The 19544-nt window shown below is 70.4% G+C and carries 23 protein-coding genes; 11 read left to right on the top strand and 12 right to left on the bottom strand.

Annotated elements, in window-relative coordinates; all coding sequences use genetic code 11:
* Positions 1 to 7: 7 nt before the first annotated feature.
* On the top strand, positions 8 to 658 hold the full coding sequence (locus tag D4739_RS11990) for a sigma-70 family RNA polymerase sigma factor (RefSeq protein WP_120060834.1): 651 nt from the start codon (positions 8 to 10) through the stop codon (positions 656 to 658).
* A 7-nt stretch (positions 659 to 665) separates the two neighbouring features.
* Here D4739_RS11990 and D4739_RS11985 read toward each other — a convergent pair whose 3' ends face one another.
* Positions 666 to 1058, bottom strand: coding sequence for a hypothetical protein (locus D4739_RS11985; protein WP_147384906.1), 393 nt, complete (start codon positions 1056 to 1058; stop codon positions 666 to 668).
* 170 nt (positions 1059 to 1228) lie between these two features.
* Here D4739_RS11985 and D4739_RS11980 point away from each other — a divergent pair, with 170 nt between their 5' ends.
* On the top strand, positions 1229 to 1480 hold the full coding sequence (locus D4739_RS11980) for a WhiB family transcriptional regulator (RefSeq protein ID WP_027863177.1): 252 nt from the start codon (positions 1229 to 1231) through the stop codon (positions 1478 to 1480).
* A 33-nt stretch (positions 1481 to 1513) separates the two neighbouring features.
* On the opposite strand, the gene D4739_RS11975 is transcribed toward D4739_RS11980, so the two are convergent.
* Positions 1514 to 2986, bottom strand: coding sequence for a sensor histidine kinase (locus tag D4739_RS11975; protein WP_120060832.1), 1473 nt, complete (start codon positions 2984 to 2986; stop codon positions 1514 to 1516).
* Positions 2987 to 3046: 60 nt separating this feature from the next.
* On the opposite strand from D4739_RS11975, the gene D4739_RS11970 reads away from it, so the two are divergent.
* Positions 3047 to 3856, top strand: coding sequence for a DUF2785 domain-containing protein (locus tag D4739_RS11970; RefSeq protein WP_120060831.1), 810 nt, complete (start codon positions 3047 to 3049; stop codon positions 3854 to 3856).
* A 52-nt stretch (positions 3857 to 3908) separates the two neighbouring features.
* Here the strand turns inward: D4739_RS11970 and D4739_RS17435 are convergent, their stop codons facing one another.
* From D4739_RS17435 to D4739_RS11945, 6 genes are all read right to left on the bottom strand, one after another.
* Positions 3909 to 3983, bottom strand: a complete 75-nt coding sequence (locus D4739_RS17435) for a 50S ribosomal protein bL37 (RefSeq protein WP_369759046.1) — start codon at positions 3981 to 3983, stop codon at positions 3909 to 3911.
* A 69-nt stretch (positions 3984 to 4052) separates the two neighbouring features.
* Positions 4053 to 4349 (bottom strand): mycothiol system anti-sigma-R factor, encoded by a 297-nt coding sequence (gene rsrA, locus D4739_RS11965; protein ID WP_120060830.1) that lies wholly within the window; start codon positions 4347 to 4349, stop codon positions 4053 to 4055.
* The gene (locus tag D4739_RS11960) at positions 4346 to 4957 is read right to left on the bottom strand and encodes a sigma-70 family RNA polymerase sigma factor (protein ID WP_120060829.1); all 612 of its coding nucleotides are present in this window, start codon (positions 4955 to 4957) and stop codon (positions 4346 to 4348) included. Before D4739_RS11960 ends, rsrA begins: the two co-directional genes overlap by 4 nt.
* Before the next feature lie 132 nt (positions 4958 to 5089).
* A complete protein-coding gene (locus D4739_RS11955) occupies positions 5090 to 5725 on the bottom strand; it encodes an alpha/beta hydrolase family protein (RefSeq protein WP_338016273.1) in 636 nt (211 codons plus the stop codon).
* Between the two features lie 4 nt (positions 5726 to 5729).
* Positions 5730 to 6473 (bottom strand): SOS response-associated peptidase, encoded by a 744-nt coding sequence (locus D4739_RS11950; protein ID WP_120060828.1) that lies wholly within the window; start codon positions 6471 to 6473, stop codon positions 5730 to 5732.
* Positions 6474 to 6533: 60 nt separating this feature from the next.
* On the bottom strand, positions 6534 to 7280 hold the full coding sequence (locus D4739_RS11945; protein ID WP_120060827.1) for a hypothetical protein: 747 nt from the start codon (positions 7278 to 7280) through the stop codon (positions 6534 to 6536).
* 207 nt (positions 7281 to 7487) lie between these two features.
* Between D4739_RS11945 and D4739_RS11940 the strand changes: the two genes are divergently transcribed.
* The 3 genes from D4739_RS11940 to rsgA are packed head-to-tail and all read left to right on the top strand — an operon-like array spanning position 7488 to position 11679.
* On the top strand, positions 7488 to 9398 hold the full coding sequence (locus D4739_RS11940; RefSeq protein ID WP_120060826.1) for a sigma-70 family RNA polymerase sigma factor: 1911 nt from the start codon (positions 7488 to 7490) through the stop codon (positions 9396 to 9398).
* 29 nt (positions 9399 to 9427) lie between these two features.
* A complete protein-coding gene (aroA, locus tag D4739_RS11935) occupies positions 9428 to 10690 on the top strand; it encodes a 3-phosphoshikimate 1-carboxyvinyltransferase (RefSeq protein ID WP_120060825.1) in 1263 nt (420 codons plus the stop codon).
* Positions 10687 to 11679 carry a ribosome small subunit-dependent GTPase A gene (gene rsgA / locus D4739_RS11930; RefSeq protein ID WP_120060824.1) on the top strand — a complete coding sequence of 331 codons (993 nt, stop codon included), beginning with the start codon at positions 10687 to 10689 and terminating at the stop codon, positions 11677 to 11679. The genes aroA and rsgA overlap by 4 nt, the downstream gene beginning before the upstream one ends.
* Positions 11680 to 11695: 16 nt before the next feature.
* Here rsgA and D4739_RS11925 read toward each other — a convergent pair whose 3' ends face one another.
* Positions 11696 to 12160, bottom strand: coding sequence for a DUF2231 domain-containing protein (locus tag D4739_RS11925; RefSeq protein WP_120060823.1), 465 nt, complete (start codon positions 12158 to 12160; stop codon positions 11696 to 11698).
* Positions 12161 to 12236: 76 nt separating this feature from the next.
* On the opposite strand from D4739_RS11925, the gene hisN reads away from it, so the two are divergent.
* From hisN to D4739_RS11900, 5 genes are all read left to right on the top strand, one after another.
* Positions 12237 to 13127, top strand: a complete 891-nt coding sequence (hisN, locus tag D4739_RS11920; RefSeq protein WP_120060822.1) for a histidinol-phosphatase — start codon at positions 12237 to 12239, stop codon at positions 13125 to 13127.
* Positions 13128 to 13227: 100 nt separating this feature from the next.
* A complete protein-coding gene (locus D4739_RS11915) occupies positions 13228 to 13659 on the top strand; it encodes a CBS domain-containing protein (RefSeq protein WP_120060821.1) in 432 nt (143 codons plus the stop codon).
* 88 nt (positions 13660 to 13747) lie between these two features.
* On the top strand, positions 13748 to 14443 hold the full coding sequence (locus D4739_RS11910) for a response regulator transcription factor (protein WP_120060820.1): 696 nt from the start codon (positions 13748 to 13750) through the stop codon (positions 14441 to 14443).
* Positions 14440 to 17007, top strand: a complete 2568-nt coding sequence (locus D4739_RS11905; protein ID WP_120060819.1) for a DUF4153 domain-containing protein — start codon at positions 14440 to 14442, stop codon at positions 17005 to 17007. The genes D4739_RS11910 and D4739_RS11905 overlap by 4 nt, the downstream gene beginning before the upstream one ends.
* A 36-nt stretch (positions 17008 to 17043) precedes the next feature.
* Positions 17044 to 17412, top strand: coding sequence for an FKBP-type peptidyl-prolyl cis-trans isomerase (locus D4739_RS11900; protein ID WP_120060818.1), 369 nt, complete (start codon positions 17044 to 17046; stop codon positions 17410 to 17412).
* Positions 17413 to 17559: 147 nt separating this feature from the next.
* Here the strand turns inward: D4739_RS11900 and D4739_RS11895 are convergent, their stop codons facing one another.
* From D4739_RS11895 to D4739_RS11885, 3 genes are all read right to left on the bottom strand, one after another.
* Positions 17560 to 17787: an RNA-binding S4 domain-containing protein gene (locus tag D4739_RS11895; protein WP_274380510.1), complete on the bottom strand. Its 228-nt coding sequence runs from the start codon at positions 17785 to 17787 to the stop codon at positions 17560 to 17562.
* 83 nt (positions 17788 to 17870) lie between these two features.
* Positions 17871 to 18215: a hypothetical protein gene (locus D4739_RS11890; protein WP_120060816.1), complete on the bottom strand. Its 345-nt coding sequence runs from the start codon at positions 18213 to 18215 to the stop codon at positions 17871 to 17873.
* Positions 18216 to 18236: 21 nt separating this feature from the next.
* Entirely contained in the window at positions 18237 to 19538 is a 1302-nt protein-coding gene (locus tag D4739_RS11885) for a DUF445 domain-containing protein (RefSeq protein WP_238473629.1), read from the bottom strand.
* Positions 19539 to 19544 lie beyond the last annotated feature (6 nt).

Genomic DNA, 19544 nt, shown 5'->3' with positions numbered 1-19544 from the left:
TGGAGCCATGGCCGATCCGACCTCCCGCGACGAGCTGCTGGACCAGCACCTGCCGCTCGTGCAGCGCTGCGCGTGGCGGTTCCGGGACCGCGGTGAGCCACTCGAGGACCTGGTCCAGGTCGGCACGATCGGGCTGATCCACGCCATCGACCGGTACGACGCAGAGCGGGGAGTCCCGTTCGTGGGCTACGCGATTCCCACGATCGTCGGCGAGATGCGCCGCCACCTGCGCGACCGGGCGAGCACCGTCCGTCTCCCCCGTGACGTCCACGAGCTGCGTCCCAGGGCGCTTGCGGCGGCCGCGGCGCTCGCCCAGGAGTTCGGGCGCACACCACGCGTCGACGAGGTCGCCGAGCGGCTGGCTGCGCCGCGGCGGCGAGTGGCCACCGCACTCGATCCCCAGTCCACCGTGCCGATCGACGAGGGGGTCGACGGGGAAGTCACTGATGGGGGCTTCGAGGACGTCGAGCTCCGCACCGACCTGCACGCACATCTGGCCGTGATGCCACCGACCGAGCGCACGGTGCTGGTCCTCCGGTTCTTGCAGGAGCTGACCCAGGAGCAGGTCGCGACCGAGCTCGGGATCAGCCAGATGCAGGTGTCTCGGGTGCAGGCGCGAGCGCTGGCGCGACTACGGCACCGCCTGAGCCGCACCTGACGCGGAGTCAGGCCTCGTCGGCGAGGTGCTCGAGGCTCCGCGGGTGGAAGATGCCGACCAGGACGGTCAGTGCGAGGGCAGCGAGCACCCAGGCCACCGCCTTGTCGCCGCTGCCCGCCCCTCCCTGCACGAAGCTCCAGGCGAGGCCGAGCTGGATCAGCTGGGCGAGCACGATCGGGCTGCGGGCCCACGAGTGTCCGAGGACCAGGGCCCGGGCGCAGAGAGCCAGGCCGACCGCGCAGAGCAGGAAGAACGCGATCGTGGTCAGGTTCATGGCCACTCGATCGCCCGAGAAGTTCACTATCTGGACAATCGACAAGACCACGAGGACCACCGCCTGCAGGGCAGTGAAGGCCGCAGCGACACGCAGCGGAGCGGGAATCACAGATGAGGCGGGCACGTTGCCAATCTATCTGTGATCAAAGTGACGGTTGTCAGGGGTTGTCCTATGCCTCAACTCTTGCGAACCTTGCTGATGCGCTCGTGAACTCGTTCACAACGCCACTTACTTTCGCGACGGCTCTCAAAGACCCGGACGCGTGAACTGACGATAGAGGGAGTTCCCCAGCCGTGGATTGGCGCCATCGCTCTGCATGCCTCGACGAGGATCCGGAGCTGTTCTTCCCGATCGGCAACACCGGTCCGGCCATCCTCCAGATCGAGGAGGCCAAGCAGGTGTGCCGTCGCTGCGACGTGCGCGAGCAGTGTCTCGCGTGGGCGTTGGAGGCGGGACAGGACCACGGCGTCTGGGGAGGACTCAGCGAGGACGAGCGTCGTGCGCTGAAGCGCCGCAACGCCCGGGCCCGCGTCCGCACCGCCTGACCGACCCCTGCACCGGGCCGGCATCGAGCGACCTCACGACACCGGCACGTCGATCTCGACCCGCGTTCCGCCGGTGAGCGGAGCATGCGCCGGCCCCAGTGAGAGCTGACCGTCGAGCTCCGACTCGACCAGGGTGCGCACGATCGACAGCCCCAGGCTGCTCGATGCGTCCAGGTCGAACCCTTCGGGCAGCCCTGCGCCATCGTCCTCGACGGTGACGTGGAGCCGTCCGACGAGTCGGCGCGCCTCGACGCGGATGCGGCCACCGTTCCCCACGGAGTAGGCGTGCTCGACGGCGTTCTGGAGGACCTCGGTGAGCACCATCGCCAGCGGAGTCGCGACCTCGGAGACGAGGACGCCGAAGCTGCCCTCGCGGCGTACCTCGACGGCGTCGCCGAGCCCGCCGACATCGGTGACCATGCGACCCAGCCGGTCAGCGATCTCGTCGAACGGGACGTGCTCCTCGACTGCCTGGCTGAGCGTTTCGTGGACGATGGCGATCGACCCGACCCGGCGTACGGCCTCCTCAAGCGCGGCCCGCGCATCCGGGTTGTCCATGCGCCGCGCCTGGAGGCGGAGCAGCGCAGCCACTGTCTGCAGGTTGTTCTTCACCCGGTGGTGGATCTCCCGGATGGTGGCGTCCTTGGTGACCAGCTCGCGGTCACGCCGGCGCAGGTCGGTCACGTCGCGGAGCAGGATCAGGCCACCGACCAGCTCCCCCATCGGGCGCAGCGGCAGCGAGCGCAGGATCAGCGCGACACCGTCCGAGGCGAACTCCGTGTCGCGCGCGACCTGCCCACCGAGCACGGCGCTGATCGTCTCCTCGTCGGGCCGGTTGCGCGGCGGCACCAGCTGCCGGGTCAGCTCCACGAGCTGGTTGCCGACCAGGTCACCGGTGAGGCCGAGCCGGCGGTAGACCGACAGGGCGTTCGGCGAGGCGTAGACGACCCTCCCGGCGGCGTCGAGGCGGATGAAGCCGTCACCGACCCTCGGGGTGTCGGCGTGATCGCTGCGCTGACCCGGGACCGGAAACAGCCCGTGCGTGATCATTCGGGTCAGGTCGCTGGCGGCCTGGATGTAGCTGAGCTCGAGGAGGCTGGGTGTGCGCACGCCGAGCAAGTTCGTGTTGCGGGCGACGACGGCCAGCACACGCTCACCGCGGCGCACAGGGATGGTCTCCACCCGCACGGGCACGTCGTAGACCCACTCCGGGTCCCCCTCGCGCACGACGCGGCCCTGGCTGAACGCCATGTCCAGCATGGCGCGGCGACCGATGGGGATGAACGTGCCGGCGACGTCGTCGAGAAGGGCGGTCGGGCCGGTGGTGGGGCGCTGCTGCGCGCCGGCCCAGAAACCGCGTCCCTCCCGGTCCGGGAGCCACAGCACGAGGTCCGCGAACGACAGGTCGGCGATGATCTGCCAGTCCGCAACGAGGAGATGGAGCCAGGCGAGCTCGTCGGCATCCAGATCCGTGTGTGCACTGGCGATCTCGTCCAGGGTCGGCATGGCCCGACAGTAGTGGAATCCAATTGGGAACCTCACCCACTCCACTGGCACGATTGAGGCATGACGCCCATGCCGACGGATCGACCGCTCGACGACGTCACCGCCGAACTCACCGCCCTCCTCGGAAGCATCGACCCGCTCGAGCGCACCGACCAGGCCTACGGCGAGCTGGCACGCTGGATCCGCACCGGCGTCTACGACGAGCTCCTGGCCGGTCTGGGCGACGGGATGTCCGCCGGACTCGAGGTCGGACTCGGCGAAACCGGGACCGACACGGTCTTCCGGCGCAGCTGGTCGGCCCGTCTCATGGCGGACTGCGTGGCCCGCGAGAACGCCATCCGCGTGCTGCCGGCCCGCCAGCTGCTCGTGTGGGGCGACCGGGTGGCCACCTGGTTCGTTCGCGAGGGCGACCTGCGCGGCCACGTCGAGGGCAAGGGGCCCGCGCTCGCGCTGTCCCACGGCGCCGACGCGATCGCCGAGCTCGCCGTCTCGCAGCACTTCGGACTGCCCGAGCTGACCGTCCTGCTCGACGTCCTCGCCGACCGCACGCTGCTCCCGACCGGCACCCGCCTGGTTTCCGGCGAGCCGGACCGGCTGGCACGCGCGACGATCGCCATCCTGGGACGCGACATCGTGCCGATGAGCATCCTCGAGCCGTGGGTGGCGCGTCTCGCCAACGGCGCCATCGCGATCGACCCCGCAGGACAGGCGGCCTGCCGGTCGTTCAACACCCAGAACTACCTGCGCGCGCTGCACCTGCAGGTCACGCTGGGCACTCCGGGGTCAGGGCGCCCCGGCGTCCGCAGTGATCTGCTGCTGGTGCTCGTCGAGGCGCTCCGCGAGACCAACCGCGAGCTGCGCGCGTCCTGAAATGCGACGAACCCCCGGCAGATTGCTGGGGGTTCGGGCGCTGGCCTGAAAATCAGGCGTTGGGGCGCTTGCCGTGGTTCGCGCCCTTCTTCTTGCGAGCGCGGCGCTTACGACCGGTCTTGCCCATGGTCATCCTCCTGGATCGACGAACGGCTCATCCTCCCAAAAGAGGACGACATTGGCGAATCGGGTCCGCTCAGACTTCCGTGATCTTGATGTGGACCTCGCGCAGCTGCACGAGAACCCGCGCGCGCAGGCCCTCGGGAGCCGACTCGTGGCACGAGCGCGCGACGACCTGCTTGACCGTGCGCTCGAGGTCGTACTTGCGCAGACAGGGACCACACTCGTCGAGGTGGTGCCGGACCGCGCTGCAGTCGGCCTCGTCGAGCTCGTTGTCGAGGAAGAAGACGATGCGCTCGAGGTAGTCGGCACAGTCACCCTTCGGGCTCTCGCCCGAATCGTTCTGGCCTGAATCGTTCTGGGGAGCAGTCACGAGACGACCTCCTCGCGGCTCACAGGGACACGGTCGTTCTCGCGGACGTAGTCCGAGAGCAGGTCGCGCAGCTGGCGGCGACCACGGTGAAGACGCGACATCACGGTGCCGATCGGAGTGTCCATGATCTCGGCGATCTCCTTGTACGGAAAGCCTTCGACGTCGGCGAGGTACACCGCGAGCCGGAACTCCTCGGGCAGTCGCTGGAGTGCGTCCTTCACCTGCGAGTCGGGCAGGTGCTCGAGCGCCTCGGTCTCGGCCGACTTGAGTCCGGCAGAGGTGTGCGACTCCGCACGCGCGAGCTGCCAGTCCTCGACGTCCTCGGACATCGACTGCTTCGGCTCGCGCTGCTTCTTGCGGTAGGAGTTGATGAAGGTGTTGGTGAGGATCCGGTACAGCCAGGCCTTGAGGTTCGTGCCGGGCTTGAACTGGTGGAAGGCCGCGAAGGCCTTCGCGAAGGTTTCCTGGACCAGGTCCTCGGCGTCGGTCGGGTTGCGGGTCATCCGCAGGGCCGCGCCATAGAGCTGGTCGAGGAAGGGCAGGGCGTCACGCTCGAAGCGCAGTGAGCGCTCGGCGTCTGTCTCGTTCTCAGGCACCACGTCAGTCATCGCTCCCCAGAATAGGTCAGCGGCAGTGGAGTCTGCGGCGGAGGCGAGTACGGCGGTCACGTCGATGCTCAACGGTGCCGGTGTCCGAATTCTTCCCGCGCCGCGCGTTGCCCGGTCATCAGGCCGGGCCGGTCAGTCCCGTCCGACCTCGCGCACGGTCCACTCGAGCACTGCCTCGACCAGCACCGAGAGCGCCTCGGCCTGACTCAGCGGGCCCGACTTGGGCACCTTGAACGCGTGGTCGGCCGCAGGGATCACCGCCATCTCGGTGCCGGAGGGGAACTCCTCCGGGCGGCCGAATGGATCTCGCTCCCCCTGCACCACGAGGGTCGCGACGCGCGTGTTGCGGAGCTCTCCGACGCGCGTCTTCTCCGGATGACCCGGCGGGTGCAGCGGAAAGGCAAGCGCCAGACACGCGCTGGCTCCGAGGTCGCGGGCGCAACGGGCGGCGGATCGCGCGCCAGCGGACCGGCCACCGACGATCAGAGGGGTGCGAGGACGGATCTGGTCCACGACGGCCCTCAGCCCGGTGTCGAGCGTGGCGGGCGCGCCCGCGAGCTTGCGCCCGGCAACACGCCAGGGCTGCTCGAGCAGGTGCACGCTGATGCCCTGACCGGGCAGGTGCTTCGCAAGTGCCTGCAGGTCCTGCGCCTCGATGCCACCGCCGGCTCCGTGGCTGAGCAACAGGGTGGCGATCGGGTGCCGCGACCGGTGCGACACCAGCCGTGCGTCACCGAGCGGTGTGGTCATCGTGCGGGTCTCGCTCACGATGTCATCCTGCCTGCACGGGCAGGGGTTTGATCAACTCAGGCCCGTTGTTCTGCACGTTGCCGACGGCGGTCGACACGGGATAGGCCTCGAGACGGCCGGGCATCGCGGGCTCGAGCAGGTCGAGCAGCTCACGTGGATCCGCCGCCGTCGGGTCCAGCCAGGCCGCGCGGTGCTCGGGCGAGACCACCAGTGGCATGCGGTCGTGGATGCGGCCGAGGTCATCGGTCGCATCGGTCGTGATCACCGTGCAGCTCCACCGGAAGAGATCCGGGTCGTCCTCCACCTTCGTCGGGTCCTTCCAGATCTCGTAGAGACCCGCCATCGCCAGCACTCCCCCGTCGGCCGGGTGGATGTAGAACGGCTGCTTCTTCGGCTTGCCGGCCCGCGTGAGCTCGGCCGTCTCGTACCACTCGTAGTAGCCGTCGGCGGGCAGGAGGCAGCGGCGTGCGGCGAAGGCGCGCTTGAAGGCGGGCTTGTCGGCGACCGTCTCCATGCGCGCGTTGATCAGCCTGCTGCCGATCGACGCCTCCTTGGCCCAGGACGGGACCAGACCCCACGTGAGCACCCGGAGCTGTCGCTCGACCGGCTCCTGCTTGGCGCGGGGTCGCTCGACGACGGCGTACACCTCCTTGGTCGGAGCGACGTTGAAGTCGGCCTCGAGAGGCGCAGCGATCCGGCTCGAGGTGACCTCGAACTCGTCGATCAGGTCCTCGGGCCGCCGGGACGACGCATATCGACCGCACATGCGACTCAGGCTAGCCGCGACCTCCCTCCCGTCGCGGCTAGCCTGAGTCACCCCCGAGATCTACGCCCGCGCCAACTCGTCGAGGAGGTGCGCGGCACCGACGTCGCTCCCGGGAAGGCCCTCGATCCAGACCCTGGTGGGGAACGACGTGGAGCTGAGGAGGGTGTGCAGCAGCGCCACCCTTCGGCCGAGCTGCTCATCGCGCTCGACCACGGCCACGACCCGGTTGGTGCCGAGCCGGCCGATCGTCTCGCTGCCATCAAAGACAGTCCGGGTGGACTGGCCGACACGAGCAAGACGGAGGGTCCGGGAGAATCCGTCATCCACGGTGCCGGCCCCGGGCCGATCGTAGGGAAGGTCCACCACGACCAGCGCATGCGTGCCGCGCACGTCGATGCCGGTGCGGGCCTGGGCCCGGTAGACATCTGCGATCCGGGCGCGCACGTGCGCCAGGCTGGCGAGCCCGGTCAGCGGGTCCTCGCAGGAGATCTGGTGGAGGTAGGCGAGCGTCGCCTCGCTCCAGGCCACGCTGACGGCGCGGACCGCGTCGTACGACGGGTCGGAGCCGGTCACGAGCCGGGTGGTGGCGCGGAGCCCGTCGAGGACCTCGTCGAGGGCGGCGCCGTCCTGGGCCATCCGGCGCCCGGCGACATCGCACGCCTCGAGCGAGCCCGACCCCGAGGCAAGGGCTTCCCCCACTGCCTCGAACTGTCGGGGCACGAGGGCCCTGACCTGCTCGGGCAGCTCACGCCCTGCCTCGGGTCGGTCCGCAGGATGATTGCGCGTCTTGGTCGCGAACAGTCCCACGGTTGCTCCCCTCGGTTTTGTCGTGCTCCACACGAAGACGGCGAGACCCGCCCCCGTCAAGCGGGCCTCGAACATGGATGAAACGGGCAAGGACTGGGGTCATGACGCGGGTTCTGGTGGGAATGTGCAGATATTTTTCCCAGCCTCCGGGACAGGTTCGGCGACTAGGATGGCGTCATCATTCAGACAGTCGATCGTTGAGGGCATGTGACCGACACTCTTCCCCGCCTCGAGGGACCGGGCGACGCCGAGCTCATCTCGGCCGTCCGTGGTGGAGACGTGTCCGCATACGGCCCGCTCTTCGAGCGCCACGTCGAGGCGGCCCGTCGCCTGGCCCGCCAGCTGGTCGGTGCCGCCGACGCTGACGACCTGGTCTCGGACGCCTTCGCCAAGGTGCTCCGCGTCCTGCAGAACGGCGGGGGCCCGGATGTCGCGTTCCGCGCCTACCTGCTGACCGCCGTCCGTCGGCTGCACGTCGACAAGATCCGCGCCAACTCCAAGCTGCACACCACCGACAACCTCGAGATGTTCGACCCGGGTGTGCCGTTCCGCGACACCGCGGTCGAAGGCTTCGAGAGCGCCGCGGCCGCCAAGGCGTTCGCTTCCCTGCCCGAGCGTTGGCAGGCCGTCCTGTGGCACACCGAGGTCGAGGGGCAGAAGCCCGCCGAGGTCGCCGAGATCCTCGGCATGACCCCCAACTCGGTCTCCGCGCTCGCCTACCGGGCCCGGGAAGGACTGCGTCAGGCGTTCCTGAACTCCCACGCCATGGACGTCGAGGACGACGCCTGCGGCTGGACGCACCAGCACCTCGGTGGCTACATCCGCGACGGCATCAGCAAGCGCGACGCCGGCAAGGTCGAGAAGCACATCGACGAGTGCCGCAAGTGCATGGCGATCTACCTCGAGCTGAGCGAGGTCAACAGCAACCTCGCCGGCATCCTCGCTCCCCTGCTGCTGGGCAGCGCGGGCATCGGCTACCTCGCCTCCGCGGGCGCAGCGACCAAGGGCGCGTTCCTGCTCTTCCTCGACCGGGCCAAGGACGCTGTCACCTCCAACGGCCCGGCCACCGCCGGCGTCGGCGTGGCCGCCGCCGGCGTCATCGCCGCGACCGCCGTCTTCGCACTCCAGGCCGGCGACCGGGCACCCGCAGGCCCGCCGGAGGCTGGCATCGCCCGTCCGGGAGCCACTGCTCCCGTGGCACCGCCGGCCGACACTCCGCCGGATGATGCACCGCCGACCGACTCCCCCGTGGTTCCTCCGGCCGACAGCCCGACAGTCGACAGCCCGACGGTCGCCCCGAGTGTCGCGCCGACAACGGCACCGACGACCGCGCCCACCACCGCTCCGACGACGGCGCCGACGACCGCTCCCACGACGACACCCACCTCCACCCCGACGGACGAGCCGGTCGGGTTCGACGCACCGCTCGTCGTCACGCCCTCGCCGGGCGCGGACGGCACCTCCACGATCGCCATCGCGGTCAGCGGCATCCCTGCCGGCGAGAGCGTCGAGGTCACCTGGTCCAGCGGGTCAGGCGCTCCGCGGCAGTCCTTCGCCCGCGCGGCGTCGGCTGCCGTGTCCGGTGTCGAGGTCACCTGCTCGGCCGCCGACTGCACCCTCACCTCGACCCGAAGCACCCTGACCCTCACCGCGACGGTCCTCGGAGACCAGCCGCAGCAGCTGAGGATCACCCTGGTCCCCTCCGCAGGCATCAACGACACCGACCGCAGCGACAACTCCCGCACCGTGACGCTCCAGCCCGCAGCCGCCGAGCCCACGCCGTACGACGTGTCGGTGACCGCCAGCGAGAACGGCAACTCGGGCAAGTGGACCGCTGTGGTCGCCGGCCTCCCGACAGGCTTCACCGGGGCCCTCACGATGAACGTGGGTGGTATCTGGACCCCCGTCACCGCGCCCGACGGATGCAGCGACCCATGGCCTTTGCTCGGCACGTCCGTCGAGTGCACGGGCATCACGGACGGCAGCTACATGTTCGAGATCAAGAAGGGGCTTCTCACCGGAGACCCGACCTTCCGGATCGAGGTCGAGGGTGACCCCACCTCCGCGGGCTACGCCGCGGCGGACAGCAATCCGTCCAACGACGTCTGGCCGCATTGACCCCGGGCAGGGTCGATAACCTTCTCCTCGTGACCCCTCTCGATCCCTGGCCGGCGCCGCGCGCCGTCGTACCCGTCGACGCCACTGTCTCGCTTCCCGGATCGAAGTCGCTCACCAACCGCGCGCTGCTGCTGGCCGCGATCGCGGACGGCCCGTCCGTCGTACGCCGCGCCCTGCGGTCGCGCGACACGTTGCTGATGGCCGACGCGCTCACGGCCCTCGGTTCGACCGTAGACACCTCCGGTGAGGACTGGACCGTCACGCCCGGCCCGTTCGACGCCGACGCGGAGATCGACTGCGGCCTCGCCGGCACGGTCATGCGGTTCGTGCCCCCGGTGGCCGGGCTGTCGACCGGGAAGATCGATTTCGACGGCGACCCCCACATGCGCAACCGGCCCGTGGGCGAGGTCCTGCACGCACTCCGGACGCTGCGGATGGACATCTCGGCCGGCGACCGGCTGCCGTTCACGGTGTCGGGCGCGGGCCATGTCCGAGGCGGCACCGTCGTCGTCGACGCGTCGGCGTCGTCCCAGTTCATCTCCGCACTGCTGCTCGCCGGAGCCCGCTACGACGACGGCGTCGACGTGCGCCACGAGGGCCCGCCGGTGCCGTCGCTCCCCCACATCGAGATGACCGTGGAGATGCTGCGTGAGCAGGGCATCACGGTCGACGACTCGCAGAAGGACCGCTGGAAGGTCCTGCCCGGACCGATCCACGCGGTCGACCGCGCGATCGAGCCCGACCTCTCCAACGCCGCGCCGTTCCTCGCGCTGGCTGCGGTCTCGGGCGGGACGGTCACCGTCCGCGACTGGCCCGAGCGCACGACCCAGGCCGGCGACGCTCTGCGCGAGATCCTGACCCGGATGGGTTGCACCGTCGAGTTCGTCGACGACGGCCTGGCCGTCACCGGCAACGGTCCGCTCCAGGGTGTCGAGCTCGACCTCCATGATGTCGGCGAGCTGACCCCCGCGATCGCCGCTCTCTGCGCCCTCGCCGAGACGCCGTCGCGGCTCACCGGAGTCGCCCACATCCGGGCCCACGAGACCGACCGGCTGGCCGCTCTCGCCACCGAGCTGACTTCTCTCGGGGCTGACGTCACCGAGCTTCCCGACGGACTCGAGATCCGGCCGGCGACGCTGAGCGGCGGGGTGTTCCACACCTACGCCGACCACCGCATGGCGCACGCCGGTGTCATCATCGGCGCGGCGATCGACGGCGTCCTCGTGGAGAACGTCGAGACCACCTCCAAGACCTTTCCCCACTTCGCCGACTTCTGGAGCGGTCTGCTGTGAGCAACCGGTACTCCGACCACGACCAGGAGCACTACGAGCGCCCGCGTCGGAGGACCCGTCCCCGCACCAAGGACCGCCCGACGTACGACGATGCCGTCGAGGGGGTCGTCGTCACCGTCGACCGCGGCCGCTACACGCTTCTGCTCAACGGCACGATCGTCATGGCGATGAAGTCGCGTCCGCTCGGCCGCAAGGGAGTCGTCGTCGGCGACCGGGTCCGCGTCGTCGGTGACGTCACGGGCAACGACGGGTCCCTGGCCCGCATCGTCGAGGTCGTCGAGCGCACCACCACCCTGCGCCGCACCGCCGATGACGACGACCCCGTCGAGCGCGTCATCGTCTCCAACGCCGACCAGCTCGTCGTGGTCGCTGCCCTGGCCGACCCCGAGCCGCGCCCGCGGCTGATCGACCGCGCCCTCGTCGCGGCGTACGCATCGGGCATGAAGCCGGTCCTCTGCCTCACCAAGGCGGACCTGGCCGACCCCGAGACGCTGCTCTCGACCTACCGCTCCCTCGGCGTCCCGTACGTCGTCACCGAGCGCGGCGGGCCCCTCGACGAGGTGCGCGCAGTGCTCAAGGGCCATGTCAGCGTGCTGGTCGGCCACAGCGGGGTCGGCAAGTCGACGCTGGTCAACGCCCTCGTGCCCGCCGCGCATCGCGAGGTCGGTCACGTCAACGCCGTCACCGGACGCGGCCGGCACACCTCGACCAGCGCCTACATGCTGGCGCTGCCAGACGACACCGGCTGGATCATCGACACCCCGGGCATCCGCTCGTTCGGCCTCGCGCACGTCGACCCGTCCGACCTGATCGGCGCGTTCCCCGACCTCGACGAGATGACCGAGGACTGCCCGCGCGGCTGCACCCACGGCGAAGGCACGCCCGAGTGCGGCCTCGATGCAGCGGTGATCGCCGGCGAGGCCGACCCCGACCGCGTCGAGTCCTTCCGCCGACTGCTCACGGCGCGCGAGGGCAGCCCGGACTACTAGTCCTGACCGGGCCGGACTACTGGCCGAGGATCCCGCCCCAGACGGCGGTCGAGCCCGAGTGCCCGGTCCGCACGACCACGACGAGGACGACGAGGGCGGCGACCACGAGCGCCACGCGGACAGCCACGTCCACCGCTGCACCCTTGCCGCCACGGCCCCCGGGCACCGGCAGCGCCCACCAGGCCAGGACCGACACGACCGCCAGCACCCAGGCGCACCACAGCAGCCGCTCGCCCCACACGGCGTGCACGTCGACCGCGTCCGCCAGTGCCGGGACGTCCTCGATGAACGCGCGGCCCGAGAGGAACGCCACCTCGACCGCACCGGCCGCACCGAGCGCCGCCAGCGCCAGGGGATGCCGCAGGAGACGGCGCCAGCGCGGCACCGCGGCGTACACGATGGCGAGGAGGGCTGCCACGGGCGTCAACATGACAGCGGCGTGGACAACGAGCGGATGGATCGGCAGGCCGTCGATGCTCATGGACCGAGATTAGCCACCGTTCGCGGTGCGCGGGGGGACGGGAGATGGATCCCCTAGGGTGGGGGCCGTGCCGAGCATGCCCGACTACACCGATGACCTCCGCCTCGCCCATGTGATGGCCGACGACGCCGACTCGCTGACGCAGGACCGGTTCAAGGCGATGGACCTGCACGTCATGAGCAAGCCGGACCTGACGCCCGTGACCGATGCCGACCGTGCCGTCGAGGAAGCGATCCGCCGCACGCTGGCCCGCGCCCGCTCTCGCGACGCCGTCCTCGGCGAGGAGCAGGGCTCCACCGGCCACAGCCAGCGACGCTGGATCGTCGACCCGATCGACGGCACCAAGAACTTCGTCCGCGGCGTGCCCGTCTGGGCCACGCTCATCGCCCTCGAGGTCGACGGCGAGGTGGTGATGGGGGTCGTGTCCGCACCGCAGCTGCAGCGCCGCTGGTGGGCGGTCAAGGGCGGCGGCGCCTTCACCGGCAAGAGCCTGATGAAGTCGACACAGATCCACACCTCCGACGTACGCCGCCTGGAGGACGCTTCGATGTCGTACTCCTCGCTCACCGGCTGGGAGCAGCGCGGCCAGCTCGACGACTTCCTGTCGCTCTCGCGCCGGGTCTGGCGCACACGCGCCTACGGCGACTTCTGGAGCTACATGCTGCTGGCCGAGGGCGCTGTCGACATCGCTGCCGAGCCCGAGCTCGAGCTCTACGACATGGCTGCGCTCGACATCATCGTGCGCGAGGCAGGCGGCCAGTTCACCTCGCTCGACGGCACCCCGGGTCCGTGGGGCGGCAATGCCGTCGCCAGCAACGGCCACCTGCACGAGGCAGCCCTCGCGTTCCTCGGATCGGTCCAGGACAGCGACGATCCCGACGAGGCGCCGGCTCCTCGAGGTTCCCTCTCGGAGCTCCGCTCGCGACGGCGCACCCCGGCCGATCCGGACGAGCCCCCGCTCGGCTGACTGACGCTCGCGGGTGGGCCGACCGGCGCGTCGCGATCTTTCCTCTGTTCGCCGGGGCCACGCAGGACTAGCGTGGCAAGAGAGACAGAAGGAGAGCCACATGCGCATTCAGGACCTGCTCCGCGGCAAGACCGAGAGCGGCGTGGTGACCATCCGGCCCGGTGCCGGCGTCCGGGAGTTGCTGTCCTTGCTGGCCGAGCACAACATCGGCGCGGTCATCGTCAGCGACGACGGCAGCAGGCTCGACGGCATCGTCTCCGAGCGGGACGTCGTCCGCCGGCTTGGCACCGACGAGCGGGTCCTCGACGGCCCCGTCAGCGCGATCATGACCCGCTCCGTGCGCAGTTGCGAGTCGAGCACACCCGTGGACGACCTGATGCAGCTGATGACCGAGCACCGGTTCCGCCACGTGCCCGTGGTCGATGAGGGCCGCCTGGTCGGCATCATCTCGATCGGCGACGTCGTCAAGGGCCGCATCGACCAGCTCGAGTTCGAGCGTGACCAGCTGGATCACTACCTGCACCAGGGCTGAACCGCCTGCGGATCTCCCCCGACGATCTGCACAGGACCTTCACGAGTCGTCCGCACCTACTGCGCGGTCTGACTCCTACGCTCGGAGCATGCCTTCCAGCAACGCCCGGCGCATCCTCGTGGTCGAGGACGAACCCGTCATCAACCAAGCGGTCACCGACCGGCTCGCCGCCGAGGGGTACGACGTCGTGCGCGCGTGGGACGGACCGGGAGCGGTCGACGTCTTCGCCGAGACGACACCCGATCTCGTCGTACTCGACGTGATGCTGCCCGGCTTCGACGGGCACGAGGTGTGCCGCCGGATCCAGGCTGTTCGCTACGTCCCGGTGCTGATGCTGACCGCGCGGGACGCGGAGGAGGACGTGCTCGTCGGCCTCGGCGTCGGCGCGGACGACTACCTCACCAAACCGTTCCGGATGCGCGAGCTGGTGGCCCGGATCTCCGCGCTGCTGCGTCGCGTCGAGCGGGCCGCATCCCTCGCCTCGACCGCCGACCCTGACCTCGGCGACCTGGTGCTCGACACCGCGGCGCGGCGGGTCTCGGTGGCAGGTGAGGAGCAGCACCTCACCCCGACCGAGTTCGACCTTCTCGTCTGCCTGGCCTCCTCCCCGCGCGAGGTGTTGACGCGCGAGCGCCTGCTGGCCGAGGTGTGGGGCTGGCCCGGTGCCTCGGGCACCCGCACGGTCGACAGCCATGTGAAGGCCCTGCGCGCGAAGATCGGGGCGGAGCGCGTGCGCACCGTCCACGGGGTCGGCTACGCCTTCGAACCGGTCGCCTCCTCATGAGCGCGCCACGCACCCTCGACCCGGTCAGCTCCGTCAAGGTCAAGCTCGGGCTCCTGGTCGCGATCAGCGTCCTGGTCGCGACGGTGGTGGCGAGCCTCGGCACGCGATCGGACGTCTCCTTCTGGCTCACCCTCCCGGTCACGGTCGCGCTCGCGCTCGCCGTCACGCAGCTGCTCGCGGTCGGCATGACCTCGCCTCTGCGCGAGATGACGACGGCTGCCCGGAGCATGGCACGCGGGGACTACGGCGTCCGTGTCACCGCGACGTCCAGCGACGAGATCGGCCAGCTCGCCCGCGCCTTCAATCGCATGGCCGAGGACCTTGCCGGCGTGGACCGGCAGCGCCGCGAGCTCGTCGCCAACGTCAGCCACGAGCTGCGTACGCCGCTGGCCGCGCTCTGCGCGCTGCTGGAGAACCTCGCCGACGGAGTCGCCGCTCCGGATCCCGCGAGCCTGCGCGCCGCGCTCGACCAGGCGGAACGGCTGACGGCCCTGGTCGCAGACCTGCTCGACCTCTCGCGCGTGGACGCAGGCAAGGCCCCCCTCGCGGTCGAGCCGATGGCCGTCGGCGACCTGCTGAGCAGGGCCGTGGGTGAGGCACGGTTCACCGGCCGGGATGTCGGGTTCGTCGTCTCGGTCATCCCCGACGACCTGCAGGTCCGGGCAGATCCGGCCCGACTCCGTCAGCTCGTGGCCAACCTCCTCGACAACGCCTCGCGACACAGCCCTGCCGGCGCCTCCGTGCACGTCCTTGCGACAGCAACCACCGACGGCTGGCGGCTCGAGGTCGCCGACGAGGGCCCCGGCATCACCCCCGACGACCGCGAGCGAGTCTTCGAACGCTTCGGCACGCTCGCGGACTCCGCGGGAGGCGGGGGCACGGGATTGGGCCTCGCCATCGCCCGTTGGGTGACCGACCTGCACGGCGGCTCGATCGGCTTCGTCGAACCCGCTCCCGGCACAGGCGGCGCCCGTGCGCGCGTCGACCTGCCCTCCTCCCTCGCCGCCCCGTCCTCCCTGTCTTCCCCATCTCCTCAGGAGGTCCGCATGGACACCCCCGTTGTCTCCCCGGCGCCCGTGCCGGCACCACTCCCACCACTGGCCGTCGAGCCGCTGAGCCTCGACACGCTCTTCGGACGGTTCTGGCCCGATGCAGGCGTGCCCGGCAGCGTCCGGGCGGTCGTCGCGAGCCTGCTGGTCGGTCTGCTCGCCGGACTGGTCCTTCCCGAGCGCGACTTCGGCATCGGCACGACCCTGGTCCTGCTCAGCTGCGGTGGAGTCATCCTCTCCTTCAGCCGTCACCGTCGCTCGCCGTTCACGCTGGCCTGCGCCGCACTCTGTGCCCTGCTCGCGATCGTCCCGTCCATCCGTGATGCCGAGTGGATCGCCGTCCTCTCCGTGCTGGCAGGCATCGCCACCTGCATGGCAGGCCTGGCCCACGGCCGCACGCTGCCGTCCTTCGTCCTCGCCGGGATCTCGTGGCCGCTCGCCGCGCTGCGCGGTCTCCCCTGGCTCGGCCGGTCCCTGGGCGCACTCGGACGGCTCAACCACGGCACCGCCATCCTGCGCACCGCGGTCTGGTCCCTGCTCGGGCTGCTCGTGTTCGGCCTGCTCTTCGCCTCGGCTGACGCCCTGTTCGCCACCTGGATGGGTGCCCTCGTCCCCGACCTCCACGTCGACATGGTCGTGGCCCGTGCCTTCGTGACCTGTGCCGTCGGCGGCGTGACCCTCGCCGCGGCGTACCTCGCGATCAACCCGCCCCACCTCGAGCGCTCCGGAGCCGCTCCTCGCCCCGTGGCGCACCGCTTCGAGTGGCTGGCACCGGTGCTGCTGGTCGATGCCGTCTTCGTGCTCTTCCTGATCGCCCAGGCGACCGTCGTCTTCGGCGGCGACGACTACCTCCAGCGCACAACCGGTCTGACGTACGCCGAGTACGTCCACCAGGGCTTCGGTCAGCTCACCGTGGCCACCGTGCTCACGCTGCTCGTGGTCTGGGCGGCAGCCCGGAAGGCGTCGAAGGAGACCAGCGCTGACCGGGCCTGGATCCGCGCCTCACTCGGCCTGCTGTGCGTCGCGACGCTGATCGTCGTGGCATCGGCGCTCTACCGGATGCACCTCTACCAGGAGGCCTACGGCTTCACCCGCCTGCGACTGCTGGTCGACGTCTTCGAGGGCTGGCTGGGCTTCCTGGTGCTGGCCGTCGCCGCCGCAGGGGTCACGCTGCGGGCCGCGTGGCTCCCCCGCACCGCCCTGCTCACCGGTGCCGGCCTGGTCCTCGCACTGGCACTGGTGAACCCCGACGCCTGGATCGCGCGCCACAACCTCGACCGGTACGCCGCGACCGGCAAGGTCGACTGGTGGTACCTGCAGGGGCTCTCGGAGGACGCAGTCCCGGTCCTGGCGGAGGTCGAGGGCGAGTCCGCACCCTGTGCGCTCGCGACCCGGCGGCCATCGGACGGCGACTGGCTGGAATGGAACTTCGGCCGGAACCGTGCCGACTCCGAGCTCGGCGGCACCAGCCACCCCGACGTCGACTGCGCGAGCAATCCGTCCGACGGCCCGTAGTCCTCGGGCCATGGCCGCCGTGGCAAACTCAGCGCCATGAACAAGCCTGAAATCGACTTCTTCGACCCCGAGCCGCCGTCCGAGCTCGTCATCACCGACATCACCGTGGGTGATGGCGACGAGGCCAAGGCCGGGCAGACCGTCTCCGTCCACTACGTGGGCGTGGCCCACTCGACCGGCGAGGAGTTCGACGCGTCGTACAACCGCGGGACCCCGCTGCAGTTCCGCCTCGGCGTCGGCCAGGTCATCGCCGGCTGGGACACCGGCGTGCAGGGCATGAAGGTCGGCGGCCGCCGCCAGCTGGTCATCCCGCCGCACCTCGGCTACGGCAGCCGCGGTGCTGGTGGCGTCATCAAGCCCGGCGAGACGCTCATCTTCGTGGTCGACCTGCTCGGCGTGAGCTGACTCAGACCCGGCAACGAACAACGGGTGGGATCGCGGTCACTGGCTGACTGCGATCCCACCCGTCGTTGCATTTCGGGCGCGGTGCGACGTCGAGTGCCACTGCCTTCTGCTGCATCGCTTCCCCCGGCCATGTTGGTCCAGCGGCTCTCACCAGGGCAGGCCGTCGGGGGCGCCGAAGGTGTCCTCGGCTACGCGCGCGGCCATGCCCCGCAGCTCGACGACATCGCCGTGGTGCAGCTGCCGGCCGCGGCGGACGTCCACCTCGCCGTTGACCTTGACCAGGCCCGCGGGGCAGACCTCCTTGGCCTCGGCGCCGGTCTCGATCAGGTTGGCCAGCTTCAGGAACTGACCGAGCCGGATCATCTCGTCGCGCACAGGTACGTCGACGGGCACGGGTCCCTGCGGCTCCTGCGGGGAGGCGCCGCCCCGCTTGAGGCCACCGCGCTTGAAGAGGGACATCACAGCACCACGAAGGCGCCGACGACGGCCGGGATGAAGCCGACCAGCAGCCAGGGGCTGAGTGGCGACTTCTGGTGGATGACGAGGGCGGCGACCACGCCGGCGACCCCGAAGGCAGCGGAGTTCACCAGCAGGATGATCTGACCCGACTGCTTGGTCACGATCTCGGCAGCGATCACGACCCAGCCGCCGGCCAGCAGGAACGCGACGGTCATGGCCAGTGCGGTCATGACCCAGCGCTGGACGCCGGTGACGGACTGGTTGCTGGCCGCCCGGACCGGGGCGTTGGGATCCATCAGGTGGCGGGGACGCTTGGGTCCCTGTGCCGGGAGGTTGCTGCTCATGGACACATTGTCCCCCGGGTGTCAGTGCACGAGGACGGTGGCCGCATGAATGAGCACACCGACCAGGCCACCGACGATCGTTCCGTTGATCCGGATGAACTGCAGGTCGCGACCCACGTGCAGCTCGATGCGGTCGGAGGCCTCCTTGCCGTCCCACTTCTCGATGGTGTGGGTGATGACCGCGGTGAGCTCCGAGCCGTAGCGGCTGACGGCGAACACAGCCGCATCGGCGGCGAGACCGTCGAGCTTCGCGCGCAGCTCGTGGTCGACCAGGAGCCGGTGGGCAAACGCGACGAGCTCCTGCTCGAGCCGCTGCGCGAGGAGGCCGTCCTTGTCACGCAGGGCCTCCAGGAGCGCGTTGCGGAACGCCTTCCACAGGGAGACAGTGGTGGCCGCGAACTGCGGGTGCTCGAGCATGCGGAGCTTGAAGCTCTCGGCGCGGGTCTGCGTGGACTCGTTGGTCAGCAGGTCCTGGCCGAGCCGTGCCAGCATCGAGTCGAGGGCCTTGCGCGCCCGGTGCCGCGGGTCGTTGCGGATGTCGTTGAGCCAGCGCAGCGCCTCGACGTGGAGCCGCTCGGTGACCATCTCGTTGACCCGGTCGGGGGCCCACCAGGGCGCCCGCTCGATGAGCACCTCGGCGAAGGTCTCCTGGTTGTGGGCCAGCCACCCGTGCAGCTCCTCGAGCGCCAGGTCGACCAGCCCGTGGTGCAGGTCGTCGCGGACCGCCTCGACGACGAACGTGCCGAGGATCGGGGCGATCGGCTCCTCACGGAACCGCGGCACGAGCACCGTCTCGACGACCTCGACGATGTGGTGGTCCTTGACCTTCGTGACCGCGATCGCTGCCACGTCCATGACCTCGTGGACCACCTTGCGGGCGTTCTCCGGCTCGGAGGCCCACACCCCGACTCGGCGGCTGAGATCGGCCGCTCCGACCCGGTCGCGGATCACGGCCTCCTGCAGGAAGTTCTCGCCGACGAAGTCCTCCAGGCCACGACCGAGGTCGTCCTTGCGCTTCGGGATCAGGGCCGTGTGCGGGATCGGCAGCCCGAGCGGGTGCCGGAACAGCGCCGTCACCGCGAACCAGTCAGCGATGGCACCGACCATGCTCGCCTCGGCTCCAGCGTTGACGAACCCGAGGAAGCCGTCCTGGCCGAGCGTCACGGCGTACACGATGGCGGCGAGGACCAGCAGGGACAGTGCGACGGCGCGCATGCGGCGCAGCGCCGTGCGACGTTCGGCGTCCGCTGCCGAGTCGACCAGCGGACCGGACGGGCCGGTCGGGCCAGGAGCAGCGGCGGGCGAGGGGGTCAGGAGAGCCACGCCGCG

The organism is Nocardioides cavernaquae, from assembly GCF_003600895.1.
GTDB lineage: Bacteria > Actinomycetota > Actinomycetes > Propionibacteriales > Nocardioidaceae > Nocardioides > Nocardioides cavernaquae.
The sequence above is the reverse complement of the archived record's forward strand: the minus strand, read 5'-3'. Positions and strand labels throughout refer to the sequence as shown.

Bases quoted from the DNA above. Each gene is read 5' to 3' on its own strand.
- D4739_RS11990 (WP_120060834.1), top strand. From the start codon at position 8: ATGGCCGATCCGACCTCCCGCGACGAGCTGCTGGACCAGCACCTGCCG.
- D4739_RS11975 (WP_120060832.1), bottom strand. From the start codon at position 2,986: ATGCCGACCCTGGACGAGATCGCCAGTGCACACACGGATCTGGATGCC.
- D4739_RS11970 (WP_120060831.1), top strand. From the start codon at position 3,047: ATGACGCCCATGCCGACGGATCGACCGCTCGACGACGTCACCGCCGAA.
- D4739_RS11960 (WP_120060829.1), bottom strand. From the start codon at position 4,957: ATGACTGACGTGGTGCCTGAGAACGAGACAGACGCCGAGCGCTCACTG.
- D4739_RS11950 (WP_120060828.1), bottom strand. From the start codon at position 6,473: ATGTGCGGTCGATATGCGTCGTCCCGGCGGCCCGAGGACCTGATCGAC.
- D4739_RS11925 (WP_120060823.1), bottom strand. From the start codon at position 12,160: ATGAGCATCGACGGCCTGCCGATCCATCCGCTCGTTGTCCACGCCGCT.
- hisN (WP_120060822.1), top strand. From the start codon at position 12,237: ATGCCCGACTACACCGATGACCTCCGCCTCGCCCATGTGATGGCCGAC.
- D4739_RS11915 (WP_120060821.1), top strand. From the start codon at position 13,228: ATGCGCATTCAGGACCTGCTCCGCGGCAAGACCGAGAGCGGCGTGGTG.
- D4739_RS11910 (WP_120060820.1), top strand. From the start codon at position 13,748: ATGCCTTCCAGCAACGCCCGGCGCATCCTCGTGGTCGAGGACGAACCC.
- D4739_RS11905 (WP_120060819.1), top strand. From the start codon at position 14,440: ATGAGCGCGCCACGCACCCTCGACCCGGTCAGCTCCGTCAAGGTCAAG.
- D4739_RS11900 (WP_120060818.1), top strand. From the start codon at position 17,044: ATGAACAAGCCTGAAATCGACTTCTTCGACCCCGAGCCGCCGTCCGAG.
- D4739_RS11890 (WP_120060816.1), bottom strand. From the start codon at position 18,215: ATGAGCAGCAACCTCCCGGCACAGGGACCCAAGCGTCCCCGCCACCTG.